Genomic DNA, 16,285 nt, shown 5'->3' on the forward strand with positions numbered 1-16,285 from the left:
GGTGGAACAACGCCAGCTCCAGTTCTTCGTGGCCGTGGCCGAGGAACTGAACTTCACCCGGGCCGCGCGGCGCACCCACGCGGTGCAGTCGACGGTGTCGGCCAGCATCCGGGCACTGGAACGCGACCTGGGCGCCTCGCTCTTCCGGCGGACGACGACCAGCGTCGCGCTCACCGAGGCCGGCAAGGCGCTGCTGCCCGAGGCGCGGCGCGCCCTCGACTCGCTCGACCAGGCCCGGGCCGCAGTCGACGGCGTCCGCGACGGCGTAACGGGCAACCTGCGCATCGGCACACTGTCCGGCCTCACCATGATCGACCTGCCCGCGCTGGTCCACGACTTCCGCTCGCGGCACCCGCACGTGCAGCTCACCCTCTCCACGGCCGCCGCCGGCACCGAGGGCATGCTGGCCGCCCTGCACGCGCACACGCTCGATCTGGCCTTCGTGGGCGTCCCGTCGACGACGATCCCCGGCCTGCACGTCGACGAGATCGCCCGGTTCCAGCCCCGCCTGCTGGTGCCGGCCGGTCACCCGCTGGCCGCGGAGCCCAGCGTCTCCCCCGCCGCCGTAGCCGACCACCCCTTCGTCGACCTGCCGCCCGGCTTCTGCAACCGGGTCCGCACCGACAACGACTTCCGCCTGGCCGGCATCACCCGCCGCATCGCCATCGAGGTCAACGAGCTGAGCACGATCCCCCGCTACGTCGAGTCCGGCATCGGTCTCGCCGTCGTGCCCCCACTGGCCGCCGAGAGCGATGCCAAGGTAGTGCCGGTCGCCCTCGACCCACCGGCCGAGTCCTGGGTGCTGGGCGTAGCCCGCAGCACCACGAACCCACTCACCCGAGCCGCCCAGGCATTCCTGGACCTGATCGACACCCACATCACCCGCCGCGACCGCTACTGATCCCACAAATCAGCCCGCGCCGCCCCCGACCGCCAGACCGGGCTTGCCACCCTGCGACCGACCGCTCGTAACGGACCCGCCTGGCCCACCCCGTAACTGAACCGGCCATGTCTGGCCGCCTGCCCCGCGGCCCATGACCATCGCTCGTAACGGAACCGCCTCTGCCCACGCCCCGTAACCGGACTGCCCATAGCTAGCCGCCTACCCCGCGGCCCATGACCACCGCTCGTAACGGAACCGCCTCCGCCCACGCCCCGTAACCGGACTGCCCATAGCTAGCCGCCTACCCCGCGGCCCATGACCGACCGCTCGTTACCGGGCAGCCCTGGCCCACAGGCCGCAACCAAGCCGCCAATAACGAACCGCCTGGCCCCGCAGTCCACGACCGACCGCTCGTGACCCACTCGCCAAGCCCCACAGCCCATAACCGACCGCTCGTGACGGATCGCACGGCCCCGCACCCCGTAATCGGGCAGCAATGGCGAGCCGCCTGGCCCCGCAGCCCATGACCGACCGCTCTGACCGGACCGTCCCGGCCCCGCAGCCCGTGGCTGGCCGCCGGCCGTTCAACCCATGAACGACGGCTCGTGACTGGTCGGCCTGCCCCACGGCCCGTAACCGAGCCGCCCGCGGCTGGCCTGCCCGGCCCGCAGCCCATGACCTATCGCCCATAACTGGGCCGCCACGGCCCCACAGCCCATGAATGAGGGCTCGTCACCCGGCCGCTCTGGCCCCCAGGCCGTAACCGAGCCGCCCGCGACTCACCCGCCCGGCCGGCCGGCAACCCATGACCGAGCTGCCACGGTCCCAACAGCCCATGAACGACCGCTCGTCACCGGCCGCCACGGCCCCCCAGGCCGCCCGCGACTCGCCCGCCCGGCCCGCAACCCATGACCGAGCCGCCACGGCCCCAACAGCCCATGAACGACCGCTCGTCACCGGCCGCTCCGGCCCCCAGGCGGCAACCGAGCCGCCGGTGCCCCTGCCCGTAGCCGACCCGCCCGTGACCGGGCCACTCGGTGCCGCTACTCATGACCGGCCGTCCAAAGCCCGCCACTCCGGCCCGGCCCGCCCCACCGGCCGGCACGGCTGACGCTCACCAACCGCCTCGACCGAACTCGCTACTCACCCACCCCGGCGGCCCGGCAAATGGCGTCGCCGGATTCGGCAGCCCGCAGTACGGTGGGCGGCACCCGATGAATGAGGTGAGTGCGGTGCATCCGATCTTGTGACAGCCCCAAAACGGGGCTGCGCGGAGCCGGAAGGTGACCGTTTCATGAGTCGGACCGACAAAACTCGGCCCTGGTGGGTGCAGCTGGTGGATGCGCCGGGGGTGAGTTGCAAGCCTGTGCACGACCATCGCTTCGGGCCGTGCACGCTGCCGAGCCGGGCTGTGCCCCAGCGGGCAGACCGCGGCCGCTGCCACTGGGTGGGCACGGCAGCCTTCAACATGCGGCGCTGTGAGAGCCACGGGCACGTCGAATCGAGCTTCTTCAACCGCCAGGAGCGGCGGCGTGACCGGCACCAGACCCGCCGGGCGCTGCGCGCCTCGTATCCCGCAACGCGTTAGTTCGTCCGCCGGTCACCCGGGCGGCGCCCCGCGTGGCCGGCACAACAACACCCCCCGACCGGAGCCCAGCATGACCGGCGGAACAACACCCGCACGCCCAGAGCCGCGCGCAAGCAGCGAATGAACACCTACGCGACAGCGCCTCGCGCGACCCGGCGAACAGCACCTGTCACCAGCACCCCGCGCGACCACCGGAACAACACCCGCACGAGCGGCTCTCGCGCTAGCAGCACCCCGCGCGACCGGCGCAACAACGCCCACGCGAGCAGCGCCCCACGCAAGCAGCGCCCACGCGAGCAGCGCCCACGCGAGCAGCGCCCCACGCAACCAGCACCCCACGCAACCAGCACCCCACGCGAGCAGCACCCCGCCCCGAGCAGCGCCCCACGCAAGCAGCACCCCGCGCGACCAGCACCCCCTCGCAACCAGCGACCCACCCCAGACAGGGCGGCGGGTCGCGTGGTCGGCGGAGTTGTCGGTCAGAAGCCCAGGATGTCGGCCAGCCACGGGTTGCGGAACGTGCCGGCCGGGTCGTAGCGGCGCACGAGCTGCTCGAAGTCGGCGAAACGCTCGTACCCGGACCGGATCGTCGACGGCGTCTGGGTGAAGACCTTGCCCAGGTGGGCGCGCGGCGACAACGGGGCCAGGCGCTGTTCGAGCTCGGCCACCACGGGGGTCACGGCGTCGGCGTCGGCGATCCAGGTGAAGTGCAGGGCCATGCTGTCGCGGTGGTAGTTGGGGCTCAGCCACAGGTCGTCGGCCTTGATCGTGCGGATCTCGCACACCTGCAGCACCGGGGCCACCCGGTCGCGGATCGAGGCCACGGCGTCGATCGCGGCCAGGCCGTCCTCGCGGGCCACGTGGTATTCGGTCTGGAGTTCCTCGCCGCTGGACGGGGTGAACTCCATGCGGAAGTGGGGCAGCCGCTGATGCCACGGGCCGGGGACGCCGCCCTGCTCGGTGCTGTTGACGGCGGGCATGCCGGGCACCGGGTGGCGCGGACCGTCGGCCAGGTGGGCGCCGTACCAGTCGCCGGTCATCGGCTCGGTGCGCTTCAGCCAGGCGTGGCTGATGTCGAGGCTGGTCCAGTTGGTGAACAGGCTCACGCTGTAGCCGTCGGCCAGCATCTCGTGCAGGTGCTGCTCGACCGAGGCCCGGGGCACGTTGTCGTACACATATTGGCGCAGTTCGAAGGCCGGCTGGACGTCGACCGTGAGGGCGACGACGACGCCGAGAGCGCCCAGGTTGACGACGGCGCCCGGGAAGTCGGCGTCGCCACGGGACAGCGTGACCAGTTTGCCGGAACCGTCGACGAACTCGATCGACGATACGGCGGCGGCCAGGTTCTGGTTCTTCTCGCCCGAGCCGTGCGTAGCGGTGGCGACCGCGCCGGCCACCGAGATGTGCGGCAGCGACGCCGTGTTGTGCAGGGCCAGACCGTTGTCGTAGAGGTGGGCGGCCAGCACGCCGTAGCGGATGCCCCCGTCGACCCGCACCGATTTGCGGTCGGCGCTGATCTCGGCCAGGCGCGGCAGCTCGGCGAGCGAGACCAGCGTGCCATCGGTGTCGGCCATGCGGTTGAAGGAGTGTCCGCTGCCCAGCACCTTGATCGGCCCACCGCCGGCGACGATCTGCTGCACCTCGTCCACCGACGTGGGCCGGCGCACCTCCCGCGCACCGAAGACGACGTTGCCGGCCCAGTTGGTCACTTGCTCGCTCATGCGACCACCCTAAAACTCCTTCCCGTACGCCGGGCAGCCGTGCCCGGGTGTTCGAAGCGCCCGAATCGGAACCCACCGCGACAACCGCCCATAACACCCACGCGGCCGGGCCCCGCGCGAACAATCAGGTCGATACAGCCGATGCCGGGGTGAGCCGGACGGCCGATGAGCGCGAGCCGCTGAACGACCGGCTCGGCGACCGATGAGTCCGGTCGTTCCGGACGGTCCTACAACCATGACGGTCGTGTTCGCCGTCGGCGCGGGGGTCACCCGGGCCGACATCCCGTGCCTGTGCGCGGCGCTGGCCGACCTGTTGCGCGGTCGCCCGGCACCGGGCCAGGTCGTCTGTGACGTCTCCGAGGCGCAGCCCGACGTGGTCACCATCGAGGCCCTGGCCCGGTTGCGCATGACCGCGGGCCGATACGGCTGGCGCTTCAACACCCGCGGCGCCACCAGCGAGCTCCTGATGGTCTTCAGCCTGATGGGCCTGGGCGGCCTGTTCTTCTCGGGCCGCTACGCGCGCGGATACCCCCCACCGGCCCCGGGGCGAACCGGGGTCGCGGGCGGTTCAGGCGGGGAGGCTTTCGGGCAGGTCGAAGAGCGGGAACAGGCGCTGGGTGTCGAGGAAGTTGTTGATCCCGGCGATCCGGCCGTCTGAGATCTCGAGGACTATCAGCGCCCACGGCACGTGGCCGGGGCCGTGCTCGTCGCGGCGGTATTGGGCGAAGGCGGGCAGGCCGTTGGCCACGAGCGGGATCAGGCGGGAGCCCTCGCAGCCGGCGCCGGTGCCGGACATCCAGGCCGTGATGTCGGCGTGGCCGCGCAGCCACAGCGGCAGCGGCGGCATCGACAGCGTCGCGTCTTCGTGGAGCAGGGCGGTGAGCGCGGTCAGGTCGTACGCCTCGAAGGCCTGCACGTAGCGGGCCAGCAGCTTCTTCTGCTCGTCGTCGGAGGGCTCGAGCACCTGGGCGCCCTTGTCGGCCGCGGCGATCGTGGCCCGGGCCCGTTGCAGGGCGCTGTTGACGCTGGGCACCGACGTGTCGAGCAGGTCGGCCACCTCTTGCGCCGACCAGGCCAGCACCTCGCGGAGGATGAGCACGGCCCGTTGCTTGGGCGGCAGGTGTTGCAGCGCGGCGACGAAGGCGAGCCGGATCGACTCGCGGTCGGCGACCACCTGGGCCGGGTCGGCCACCGCGGCCAGCACGCGCCCGTCGGGCACCGGGCCGACCCAGATCTCGTCGGGCCGGGGCTCGCCCGCATGGGTGGCGTGACCGTCGCCGGGGCCGCCGAGCTCCATCGGCCGGGCCCGCCGCTGGGCGCTGCCGAGCATGGTCAGGCAGACGTTCGTGGCGATGCGGTAGAGCCAGGACCGCAGGGCCGAACGGCCCTCGAAGCCCTCGTAACTCTTCCAGGCGCGCACGAGAGTGTCCTGGACGGCGTCCTCCGCCTCGAAGGCGGAACCGAGCATGCGGTAGCAGTAACCGGTCAGCTCGGGGCGGAACGTCTCCAGCTGGGACTCGAGGGGGGTGGCCACGTCGCTCACGAGTCCGAACCTAGCCCAGGGGTACGACAAGAAAAACCTCTGCGCACACCGATGAGTACTCCGGACGTGCCAGGTCTTAGGGGTGTCGCACAGAGCACGAGACGCCCCGGAGGCACAAAATGACGAACTGGACCCAGGACAACGCCGGCAACGGCCAGTACGCCGAGGTCAACGGAATCAACCTGTACTACGAGTCGCACGGCGAGGGCCGCCCGCTGATCCTGCTGCACGGCGGCCTCGGCTCGGGCGAGATGTTCGGGCCGATCATCGGTCAGTTCGCCGAGGGTCACCGGGTGATCCTGGTCGACCTGCAGGGTCACGGCCGCACGGCCGACATCGACCGCCCGCTTCACATCACGTTCATGGCCGACGACGTGGCTGCCCTCATCGACCACCTCGGCCTCGAGAAGCCGGACGTGGTCGGCTACTCGCTGGGCGGCGGGGTGGCCCTGCAGCTCGCGATCCGCCACCCGGCCAAGGTCGGCCGGTTGGTCGCGGCCTCGGCCGGCATCCGCCGCAACGCCACCTACCCCGAGATCCTCGAGCAGCAGGGCCAGGTGGGCCCCGAGGCGGCCGAGTTCATGAAAGAGACCCCGATGTACGAGCTGTACTCGCGGGTCGCGCCCCGTCCGGAGGACTTCCCCCGCCTGCTCGGCAAGATCGGCGAGGCCATGGCGAAGGACTACGACTACACCGAGGAGGTGCGCAACCTCCAGGTGCCGACGCTGATCGTGGCGGCCGACGCCGACATGTGCCCGCCGAGCCACTTCGTCGAGGTGTTCGAGCTGCTCGACGGCGGCCTGCGCGACGGCGGCTGGATGGGCGAGGGCCGGCCCAAGGGCGGGCACGCGCTCGCCATCCTGCCCGGCCTGACCCACTACAACCTGTTCATGTCCCCGCTGTTCGCCGCGGCCGCCCTGGGCTTCGTCGACGCAGGGGAATGAGCCGGCTCTAATGATGGCCTCAGGTTGATCGGGGAGAATGAGCCGAAACTTCGACTGGAGGAGCGGCCGGCGTGCGGATCATGATCGCGGATGACGAGGCGGCCATCCGTGAGTCGCTGGAGCGGGTGCTCCAGGTCGAGGGCTACGACACCAGCACCGTCGCCAACGGTCTCGCCGTCCTCGACGGGGTCGATGGCGACGCGCCGGATCTGCTGATCCTCGACGTGATGATGCCCCGCCTGGGCGGGTTGGAGACCTGCCGGCGGTTGCGAGCAGCGGGCCGGGATCTGCCGGTGCTGATGCTGACCGCTCGGGATCAGGTCTCCGACCGGGTCGCCGGGCTGGACGCGGGCGCCGACGACTATCTGCCCAAGCCGTTCGCCACCGAGGAGTTGCTGGCACGGGTCCGGGCCCTGCTGCGCCGCCGCGCGCCGGGCGACGACGAGTCGCAGGTCCTGTCGTACGCCGACGTCCGGCTCGATCCCGACCGGTTCGAGGCGTGGCGGGGCGGGCGGTCGCTGCACCTGACCCGGACCGAGTTCTCCCTCCTGCAAGTCCTCGTACGCAACGCGACCCGGGTCCTGACCCGCGACGCGCTGTTCGAGGCGATCTGGGGCTTCGACATGAGCACCACCGCCAACAACCTCCAGGTGTACGTGAGCTACCTGCGCCGCAAGATGGAGGCCGAGGGCGAGCCACGACTGATCTACACGCTGCGCGGCCTGGGGTACACGTTGCGGGAGACTCCGCCGTGAGCAGCGCCGCCGGCCGGGAACCGCTGCGGCTGACCCGATGGTGGCGACTGCAGTCCCTGCGGACCAGGCTGACGATCATCGCGGCGACGGCCATCGCGGTCAGCGTGTTCGTGGCCTTCCAGGTGGCCAGCGAGCTGATGGACCGGAAGCTGCGGGACACCGCCGAGAATCAGCTGCGCGCCGACTCCCGTGTCCTGGCGACGAACGCGGAGCGCGCCGGTCCGGCGCGGGTCGAGCTACCGCCGTATCCCGGATCCGGTCGGCTGGTGCGGGTCATCCTGTCCGACGGCTCGACCCGGACGCCGGCCGGCCAACCCGCGCTGCCCCCGGTCAGCGAGCACGCCGGGCGCGTGGCGCAGGGCGCGTCGACCGACCTGCTGGAGTCGACCGACTGGGACGACGGCTACATCATCTACACGCTGCGGTCCGGCGACGGCGCGGTCCAAGTGGCCCAGCTCGCCGACGACAGCCCGATCAACCAGTTCGGGTTCGGCATGCTGCTGATCGGGCTGTTCTGCGTGATCGGTGGCGCCCTGGTCGGGCGGACCGTGGCGCGGGCCGCGCTGGCGCCGATCGACCGGCTGACCGCCGCCGCGGTCCGCGTCGCGCACACCCAGGACCTCGACGCCGACATCCCGGACGAGGGCGGCGGGGAGATCCGGCGGCTGATCCAGTCGATCAACGACATGCTCGCCGCGCTCCGGGGCTCCCGGCGCGCCCAGCGGCTGCTCGCCGAGGACGCCGCCCACGAGCTCAAGACCCCGCTCACCAGCCTGCGCCTCAACATCGAGCTGCTGATCCGGCTCGATCGGCGCGGCACCCTGGACACTGCGCTGCCGGCGGAGAGCCGGACCCGGCTGCTCAACGATCTCGGCGCCCAGGTGGCCGAGTTGAGCACCCTTGCCGCCGAGCTGACCGACCTGGCCCGCGGTGACATCAACGACGAGAGCACCGAGCTGCTCGACCTCGCCGACGTGACGGTGGCCGCCGCGACCCGGGCGCGTTCCCGCGTGCCCGACATCGAGATCGCGCTCGACGTGACCTCCGTGTGGGTGAGCGGGCGTCCCGCTGCGCTCCAGCGGGCGGTGCTCAACCTCATCGACAACGCCGGCAAGTGGTCCCCCGCGGACCAGCCGGTCCAGGTCCGGCTCCGCGCCGAGGGCGCGTCGGCCGTGCTCGAGGTCGACGACGCCGGGCCCGGCATCGACGCCGCCGACGCTCCGCGGGTGTTCGACCGGTTCTACCGTGCCGGCAGCGCCCGGGCGCTGCCGGGATCCGGCCTGGGGCTGTCGATCGTGCAGCGGGTCGTCGACGCCCACGGCGGCCGGGCCGCCGTCGCCCGCTCCGCACGCGGTGGCGCGCTGCTTCGGATCGACCTTCCGGCCGCGGCCCCGCCCGCCCCGATCGCGCGGCTCACCGCCGGGGAGGACACCGCGGTGCGCTGACCGGCCCCGGCGCGTGGCGCAGGACCGAAGGGCGGCGACTGTCGGGCCCATGAAAAGATCCGGGACGGGCTTGAGCCCGTCCCGGATCTCGTTCGTGCCGCCGCGCTCACCGTTGCAGCGCGGGCTCCTCGTCGTCGGCGAGTGACCGGTGCCTGGCCGGTGGCTCCGCCGGTGGGCGGGAGAGCCGGCTGGGTGCCCACATCCGCCGGCCGAGTAGCAGGGTGAGGGCGGGTACCAGGACCGACCGTACGAGCAGGGCGTCGAGCAGGACGCCGAAGGCGATGAGGAACCCGAGTTCGACCAGCATCACCAGCGGAAGTGAGACGAGGACCGCGAACGTGGCCGCCAGGACCAGGCCGGCTGAGGTGATCACGCCGCCGGTGGCCGAGAGGGCTTTGAGCATGCCGTCTCTGGTGCCGAGGCGCAGGGTTTCCTCGCGGGCCCGGTGGGTCAGGAAGATGTTGTAGTCGACGCCGAGCGCTACCAGGAACATGAAGGCCAGCAGCGGCACCGAGTAGTCGATGCCTTTGAAGCCGAGGATGGTGTCGAAGACGAACACGCTGCCGCCGAAGGCCGCGGCGAAGGAGACGATCACGGTGGCCATCAGGATCAGCGGGGCCACGATGGCGCGTAGCAGCAGCCCGAGGATGATCAGGATGACGGCGAGGACCAGCGGGATCACCACCTTCTGGTCGCGTTTGGTGGTCACGTCGGTGTCGAGGTGCTCCGCGCTCGGCCCGCCGACGATCGCTTCCGCCCCGTTGACCGTGTGTACGGCGGTGCGTACCCGTTTGATCGTGTCGTACTCCGCCGTGGTGTCCGGCGCGTCGGTCGGGTACACGGAGATGTCGGCCCAGCCCCCCTTGGTCTCGCCCGCTTCGGCCTGAGCCACACCGGGGACGCCCTTGACGACGTTGAGGACCCGTTCCTGGTACGCCGCCCGGGTGAAGACCGTCATCGGCTGGCCGCCGAGTTCCGGGAAGTGCTGACGCAGAACGGTGAAGCCGGCGACCGATTCCGGCGTGGACAGGAACTGATCCTGCTCGCGCAGGATGTTGGTGTTGCCCGACAGGCCGACGGTGAGCACGCCGAGGACTCCGAGCGAAGCGAGCGTGGCCACCCACCGGCGGCGGTTGATCGCGGTGCCGAGCCGTCCCCACAGCCCCGGCTTCTGCTGCATGGCCGTGTTGAAGCGGGGGATGGCCGGCCAGAAGATCCGCCGGCCGAGCACCACGAGCAGCGCCGGGAACAGCGTCAGCATGGCCACCAGCGCGCAGAGGATGCCGGCCGCACCGATCGGGCCCAGCCCGCGGGTTTCGTTCAGGTCCGCGGCGAGCAGGCAGAGCAGGCCGGCGACCACGGTGGCCGCGGACGCGATGATGGCCGGCGCCGCGCGGCGTAGCGCGTGCAGCATCGCGACCCGGACGTTCTCGTGGTGGTGCAGTGCCTCCCGATATCGGGCGATGAGCAACAGCGCGTAGTCCGTGCCGACGCCGAACACCAGGATCGTCAGCAGCGCCGAGTTCTGACTGTTGATCACGAGGCCGAAGCCCTTGACGAGCAGGTAGACCGTCGCCATCGAGGTCAACGCGGCCACACCCACGGCCACCAGCGGGACGAACCACAACACCGGGCTGCGGTAGGTGAGGATGAGCAGGATGGTGACGACGATGATGGTGGTGAGGAAGACCTGCACGTCGATGCCGTCGAAGACAGCGTCCATGTCGGCGTCGATCCCTGCCGGGCCGGTCACGTCGAGGTCCAGGCCGGCGGGGCGGTCCTTCGCAGTGTCCCGCATCGGGCCGATCAGGACCGCCGGTTCGCCGTAGCTCGTGCTCACGTTGAGGGTGAACACCATCGCCTTGCCGTCGTTGGAGCGCTGCGTCGCCGGGCCCTCGTCGTCCTCGCCGGCCGGCGGCGCCACCTTCGGCGGGTACCGCTTGGCCAAGGTGTCGTAATGACGCTCGACCGCCGCGCGGTCGTCGGCGGTCACACCGCCAGCACGGTGGTACACGAAGACAAACGTGTTGTCCTCACCACCGGGAAGCTTGTCCTCCAACGCCGCCACCTTCGTGGACTCGGCACTGGCCGGCAGACCATCCACGGCCCTGTCCTTGGTGACCGAGCCCAACTTCCCGCTCAACGGCACCATCACCACCGCCAAGGCCACCCACAAACCGATCACCAACCACGGCACCCACCGACCCGCCAACCGGCCGGTCGGCGCTTCCCCGGGCGGCGCTGCGTTGTCTGCCATCTCCAACCTCCTGCATTCGGATTCCACGCATGTCTGATGCCTGCTGCGTACTTCGTAGTGAGCGAATCTGAGACGACTGTTAATGCGCCGCTCAGGCCGCGTCGCGGACCCGCGGGGTCGGCGAGGTCGAGCAGGAGGCCGCGACCGTCACGCAGCAGAGCGGCCCGGTCCGGACGTCGTCAGTGCGGTGACGACGTCCGGACCGGGCCGCTCAAGAGTCAGTACCCGGGCTCGTAGCCGCGGCTACGACGCGGGCAGGAAAGTCAACGCCACATCGCGGTCGACTCCTGCGGACAGCTGCTCGCCATCCCGGTCATCGACGGACACCTTCAAGCCGGTTGAGCCGGAAGAGCACGGCGTGCACGGCGAAAAGCGCGAAGCCGGCCAGCACGGGCAGCAGGACCGGGTGGACGAATGCCGCCAGCGCCGCCGCGACCAGCGCCACGCCGGTCGTGGCGGCCAAGGCCTGCGGCCTGCCGGCCGCCAGCGCTCCCGCCCGCCGTACGGAATGGGGCGCCGGCGAGCCGGCCAGCCCAACCACCAGAGCAGCGAAACCGGCACCCAGGGCCGCCGCCAGCAACACGGCAGCGACCGCAGCGGCACCGCCCGGAACGTCTCCGCGACGCAGCGCCGCCACGTCGACGACCACCAGCCACGCGGCGGCCAGCACCAGCGGACCGGCGAACAGGCCGGGCACCAGCCGGGTACGGAAATCGAGCAGGCACTCGGCGGCCGTCGGCCACCGCCCGATGCTGAGCAGCCGGTGGAGGGCAGCGCTCCCCGTGCCCAGTGCCGCCCCGGCCGTGACGACGGGCAGGCAGGCCAGGGTCACCAGGATGCCCAGCAACGCCAGGTCGGCGGCGAACCGCAGCGAGTCACGCCAGTCGTGCGGCACGAGTGATCACCCCTTGAGGCCGCTGGTGTTGATGCCCTCGACGAGCAGGCGCTGGAAGGCCACGAAGAACAGGAAGACCGGGACCAGCGACAGCAGCGACATCGCGAACATCGGGCCGACCGCGTTCTCGCTGCCGGAGTCGATGAACAGGGTCAGCGCGACCGGCGCGGTGTAGTCCTTGAGGTCGGACAGGAAGACCAGCTGGCGGAAGAAGTCGTTCCAGGTCCAGATGAACGAGAAGATCGCCGTGGTGACGAGGGCCGGCCGGGACAGCGGCAGGATCACGTGCCGGAAGATGCTGTAGGGCGAGGCGCCGTCGATCACCGCGGCCTCGTCGAGCTCGCGCGGGATGCCCCGCATGAACTGGACCATGAGGAACACGAAGAACGCCTCGGTGGCCAGGAACTGCGGCAGCAGCAGCGGCAGGTAGGGCCAGTCGCCGCCGACCCAGCCGAGGCTGCGGAACAGGATGTACTGCGGGATGATCAGCACGTGCCCGGGCAGCAACAGGGTGCCGATCATGACGCCGAACCAGATGCCGCGCAGCCGGAAACGCAAACGGCTGAACGCGTACGCCGCCAGCAGGCACGAGATCGTGTTGCCGGCCACCGTCAGGAGCGAGACGAGCGCGCTGTTGAGGAAGAAGCGCCCGAAGTTGACGTCGAACTTGTTCCAGCCGTCGGCGAAGTTGCCCGGCGTGAACTCGCGGGGGATCAGCCCGATGTTGTTGACGATCTCCTGCGGTGACTTGAACGACGTGCCCACCATCCACACCAGCGGGTAGAGCACGATGGCCAGGATCAGCAGGAGGGCCGCGAGGCGGAACGGAAACCGCATCACCGCTCCTCGTTGTCGGAGTAGTGGACCCAGAAGCGGCCCGTGTTGAACAGCAGCACCGTGATGGCGCCGATCACGAGCAGGAAGACCCAGGCCATCGCCGACGCGTAGCCCATGTTCAGATCGACGAACCCGGCGATGTAGAGGTTGAGCGAATACATCAGCGTGGAGTCGACCGGGCCGCCGGTGCCGTTGGAGAGCACGAAGGCCGACGTGAAGCCCTGGAAGCCGTTGATGGTCTCCAGCACCAGGTTGAAGAAGATGACCGGCGACAGCATCGGCAGCGTGATGTGCACGAACTTGCGCCACGGGCTGGCGCCGTCGACCGACGCCGCCTCGTAGAGCTCGACCGGCACCTGCTTCAGCCCGGCCAGGAAGATCACCATCGGCGCGCCGAACTGCCAGACGGCCAGCAGGATCAGCGTGGACAGCGCCCAGTCGGGATCGTTGACCCAGGGCAGGCCCTCGATGCCGAAGATCGCCAGGAACGAGTTGAAGGCGCCGTCGCGGTTGAACATGCTGACCCACACGATGGCCAGCGCGACGCTGCCGCCGAGCAGCGACGGCAGATAGAACAGGCCCCGGAAGACCGAGATGCCGCGCATCGTGCGGTTGAGCAGCAGCGCCACGGCGAGCGCGGCAGCCAGCTTGAGGGGCACCGCCACCAGCGCGAACGTCACCGTCACCTGCACCGCGTGCCAGTAGGACTGGTCGGCCGTGAACATGCGCCGGTAGTTCTCGAGGCCGATCCAGTTCGCCTCGGTCAGCGGGATCAGCGGGCTGTAGTCGGTGAAGCTGAGATACAGCGAGATCAGCATCGGGATCGCCGTGATGCCGAGCAGGCCCAGCAGCCACGGCGAGAGGAACACGTATCCGGCCAGGTTCTCCTGGCGGCGGCGGGCCCGCCGCCCCGGCTGCGGGGCAGCCGGAGCGACGGGTGCGGGGCTCAGGGTGGAGGCGGTCACGAGGCGCCGATCGCCGCCTTGGCGGCGGTGACGAACGCCGCCGCGCCCTGCTCCGGGGTCTGCCGGCCGTAGATGACCTCTTCGGCCACGCGGACGAGCTCGGAGCGCACCTTGCTGTGCCCCTGCGGCGGCACGGTGGGCGCGGTGGGCCCGTACCTCTTCCCCAGCTCGTCCATCACCGCGATGGTCTGCTTCATGTTGGGGTCCTCCACCGTCGCGGCGACCTGCTTACGGACGTCGAGGTTGGGCGGCAGGCCCCGGTCGGTGCCGAGGATCTTGCCCGCCTCGGGGTCGTTGGCCAGGAAGTTGATGACGTCGACGGCGATGTCCTTGTGCTCGCTGCCGCGGAAGGCCGACATGTACATCGAGGCGCGAGCCCACTGCGCGCTGGGATTTCCCGGGTACGCGATGAGGCCCAGCTCGTTGTCGGTGCTCTTCTTGAGCTCGGGCATCTGGTTGGCCCAGACCCACGACGTGCCGGCTTTGCCGGTGGCCACCAGCTGCTTGCTCACGTCACTGGCGTTGCCCTCGTGGATCACGTCCGGTGTCGGCGTCGCGCCCTTCTCGCGGGCGCCCTTCCAGAGCGCGAACCACTTGGTGATGTCGGCCTCGTCGAAGCCCAGCTGCTTGCCGGCGTACAGGTCCTTGCCGTTCTGCCGCAGGAAGACCCAGAGCGCCTGATAGACCGCGCTGGCGTCCTGCGTGCCCGGCAGCTTCGCCTTCTTGGTGACGTCGGCCGCCCAGTCGACGAACTCCTCCCAGCTCATGCCGGTCTTGGGCTCGGGCAGGTTGTTCTTGGTGAGCAGGGTCTTGTCGTAGACCAGGCCCTGGGTGTTCTCGCCGAGGGGGACGCCGGCCAGCTTGCCGTCGACCTCGCCGTACTTCAGCAGGCTCTCGGGGAACTTGGTGACGTCGAGCTTGCCGCTGTCCTTGTAGGACGTCAGGTCGAGGGTGACACCGCGACCGGCGTACTCGGAGATGTAGTTGTCGTCGATCTGGAAGATGTCGGGTGGGTTGCCGCCGGCGGTGAGCGTGGCCAGCTTGTCGAAGTAGCCCTGGTTTCCCTGCCAGGTCTTCTTGAACGTGACGTCCGGGTGTTTCTGGGTGTAGAGCGCGAGCGCCTGGTCGGTCAGCTCGGCGCGCTTCTCGGCGCCCCACCAGAAGATCGACAGCTCGGTCTTGCCGTCGCTGCCGCCTCCGTCGTCGCCGCAGGCGGCGGCGCCCAGCAGGAGCGGAACGGTAAGGGCGGCGGCGAGTAGCCGGCGCCGGGTAGTACGTTGAGCGGGCGTGACCGCCCGCGTGATGGGCTCCATGGCGCTTCTCCTTCAGGAAGCGACACCTTCCGGGGCGTTCACGTCGCCCGGGTCCGCAGGGCTGTGCGGACCCGGGCCCCGCCCCGTCGAGTCGCGAATGACCAGTTCGGTCTGCAGGTGGATGTGTGCGGTGGTGCGGCGGTCGTCGCCATGCGCGAGCAGCATGTCGACGGCCGCCCGACCAGCGGCGGCGGTGGGGGTCGCCACCGTGGTCAGCTTCGGGCGGGTCAGTCGGCTGAGCATGATGTCGTCGATCCCGACGACGCTGACGTCGGCGGGCACCCGGGCCCCGGCGGCCATCAGACCTTCGATGAGACCGATCGCCATGAGGTCGTTGTAGGCGAGCACGGCGGTGGCGCCGGCCCGCAGCACGTCCTGGGCGACCGTGAGCCCACCGAACTCGGTCGGCGCGTTGGGGCCGATGATGGTCAGCTCGGCCCCGGCGGTGCGGGCGGTGGCGGCGGCCGACCGCCGGATCTCGCGGCTCGTCCACGACCCGCGCGGGCCGCCGAGCAGGGCGAGATGGCGGTGACCGAGCGCGGTGAGGTGTTCGACCGCCGTGCGGGCGCCGCGGGCGACGTCCATCACGACGGCCGGGATGCCGGCGATCTGCCGGTTCACCACGACCAGCGGCACCTCGCGGCTGAGCTGTTCGATCAGCGTGTTGCTCATGCGCGGGCTGACCAGCAGCACGCCGTCGACCTGCTTGGCCAGGGCGCGCACCACCTCTTCCTCGAGCGCCGCGTCCTCGTTGGTGTCGGCGACGAAGATGTGGTGGTCGTGCTTGCGGGCCTGACTCTCGGCCGCCTTGATCAGCGGCGGGAAGAACGGGTTGGCGATGTCGGCCACGATCAGGCCGATGTTGTAGGTGCGGCCGGTGATGAGCGCGCGGGCGGCCCGGTTCGGGCGGTAGCCCAGCTCCTCGGCGTGAGCCAGCACACGGCTGCGGGTGTTGGGGTTGACCAGATGCGGCGCCGAGAACGTGCGCGACACGGTCGAGATGTGCACTCCGGACGCCCGAGCGACGTCGCGAATGGTCACCGCCATGCCCCGGCCTCCTTTGTGGTTTGTGGCCCCGGTCACGTGATGACAGCCATTAATGCAAGCGGTTGCACAGCTGTCAATGGCGTTGTGTTGCA

General features: G+C 70.5%; 14 protein-coding genes. 6 read left to right on the forward strand and 8 right to left on the reverse strand.

Annotation, left to right across the window (positions count from 1 at the left end; translation table 11 throughout):
- Position 1 precedes the first annotated feature (1 nt).
- Entirely contained in the window at positions 2–901 is a 900-nt protein-coding gene (locus KXC43_RS32800; RefSeq protein WP_221380078.1) for a LysR family transcriptional regulator, read from the forward strand.
- 2,049 nt (positions 902–2,950) lie between these two features.
- Here the strand turns inward: KXC43_RS32800 and KXC43_RS32805 are convergent.
- Positions 2,951–4,192, reverse strand: a complete 1,242-nt coding sequence (locus KXC43_RS32805) for an FAD-binding protein (RefSeq protein WP_221380079.1) — start codon at positions 4,190–4,192, stop codon at positions 2,951–2,953.
- A 235-nt stretch (positions 4,193–4,427) separates the two neighbouring features.
- Here KXC43_RS32805 and KXC43_RS32810 point away from each other — a divergent pair, with 235 nt between their 5' ends.
- Positions 4,428–4,850 (forward strand): STAS domain-containing protein, encoded by a 423-nt coding sequence (locus KXC43_RS32810; protein WP_221380080.1) that lies wholly within the window; start codon positions 4,428–4,430, stop codon positions 4,848–4,850.
- Here the strand turns inward: KXC43_RS32810 and KXC43_RS32815 are convergent.
- Positions 4,761–5,735: a sigma-70 family RNA polymerase sigma factor gene (locus tag KXC43_RS32815; RefSeq protein WP_221380081.1), complete on the reverse strand. Its 975-nt coding sequence runs from the start codon at positions 5,733–5,735 to the stop codon at positions 4,761–4,763. The two genes, KXC43_RS32810 and KXC43_RS32815, sit on opposite strands and share 90 nt — an antisense overlap.
- 119 nt (positions 5,736–5,854) lie before the next feature.
- On the opposite strand from KXC43_RS32815, the gene KXC43_RS32820 reads away from it, so the two are divergent.
- The 3 genes from KXC43_RS32820 to KXC43_RS32830 all read left to right on the forward strand — a co-directional run bounded on the left by KXC43_RS32820 (position 5,855) and on the right by KXC43_RS32830 (position 8,879).
- Positions 5,855–6,679, forward strand: a complete 825-nt coding sequence (locus KXC43_RS32820) for an alpha/beta fold hydrolase (protein WP_221380082.1) — start codon at positions 5,855–5,857, stop codon at positions 6,677–6,679.
- Between the two features lie 80 nt (positions 6,680–6,759).
- Positions 6,760–7,434 (forward strand): response regulator transcription factor, encoded by a 675-nt coding sequence (locus KXC43_RS32825; protein WP_221380120.1) that lies wholly within the window; start codon positions 6,760–6,762, stop codon positions 7,432–7,434.
- Positions 7,431–8,879, forward strand: coding sequence for a sensor histidine kinase (locus KXC43_RS32830; protein WP_221380083.1), 1,449 nt, complete (start codon positions 7,431–7,433; stop codon positions 8,877–8,879). The genes KXC43_RS32825 and KXC43_RS32830 overlap by 4 nt, the downstream gene beginning before the upstream one ends.
- Positions 8,880–8,985: 106 nt before the next feature.
- Here the strand turns inward: KXC43_RS32830 and KXC43_RS32835 are convergent, their stop codons facing one another.
- The gene (locus KXC43_RS32835) at positions 8,986–10,983 is read right to left on the reverse strand and encodes an MMPL family transporter (RefSeq protein WP_308129365.1); all 1,998 of its coding nucleotides are present in this window, start codon (positions 10,981–10,983) and stop codon (positions 8,986–8,988) included.
- 13 nt (positions 10,984–10,996) lie between these two features.
- On the opposite strand from KXC43_RS32835, the gene KXC43_RS52895 reads away from it, so the two are divergent.
- On the forward strand, positions 10,997–11,173 hold the full coding sequence (locus KXC43_RS52895) for a hypothetical protein (RefSeq protein WP_308129366.1): 177 nt from the start codon (positions 10,997–10,999) through the stop codon (positions 11,171–11,173).
- Between the two features lie 276 nt (positions 11,174–11,449).
- Here KXC43_RS52895 and KXC43_RS32840 read toward each other — a convergent pair whose 3' ends face one another.
- From KXC43_RS32840 to KXC43_RS32860, 5 genes are read right to left on the reverse strand one after another with little or no spacing between them, the layout of a single operon-like run.
- Positions 11,450–12,031: a hypothetical protein gene (locus tag KXC43_RS32840; RefSeq protein ID WP_221380085.1), complete on the reverse strand. Its 582-nt coding sequence runs from the start codon at positions 12,029–12,031 to the stop codon at positions 11,450–11,452.
- 6 nt (positions 12,032–12,037) lie between these two features.
- Entirely contained in the window at positions 12,038–12,868 is an 831-nt protein-coding gene (locus tag KXC43_RS32845) for a carbohydrate ABC transporter permease (RefSeq protein WP_221380086.1), read from the reverse strand.
- The gene (locus KXC43_RS32850; protein WP_438870928.1) at positions 12,868–13,818 is read right to left on the reverse strand and encodes a carbohydrate ABC transporter permease; all 951 of its coding nucleotides are present in this window, start codon (positions 13,816–13,818) and stop codon (positions 12,868–12,870) included. The genes KXC43_RS32845 and KXC43_RS32850 overlap by 1 nt, the downstream gene beginning before the upstream one ends.
- 11 nt (positions 13,819–13,829) lie before the next feature.
- Positions 13,830–15,146 carry an ABC transporter substrate-binding protein gene (locus KXC43_RS32855; RefSeq protein ID WP_221380088.1) on the reverse strand — a complete coding sequence of 439 codons (1,317 nt, stop codon included), beginning with the start codon at positions 15,144–15,146 and terminating at the stop codon, positions 13,830–13,832.
- A 12-nt stretch (positions 15,147–15,158) separates the two neighbouring features.
- Positions 15,159–16,193, reverse strand: a complete 1,035-nt coding sequence (locus tag KXC43_RS32860; protein ID WP_221380089.1) for a LacI family DNA-binding transcriptional regulator — start codon at positions 16,191–16,193, stop codon at positions 15,159–15,161.
- Positions 16,194–16,285: the final 92 nt, after the last annotated feature.

Origin of the sequence: Paractinoplanes polyasparticus (genome assembly GCF_019710575.1) — a bacterium.
Taxonomy (GTDB): domain Bacteria; phylum Actinomycetota; class Actinomycetes; order Mycobacteriales; family Micromonosporaceae; genus Actinoplanes; species Actinoplanes polyasparticus.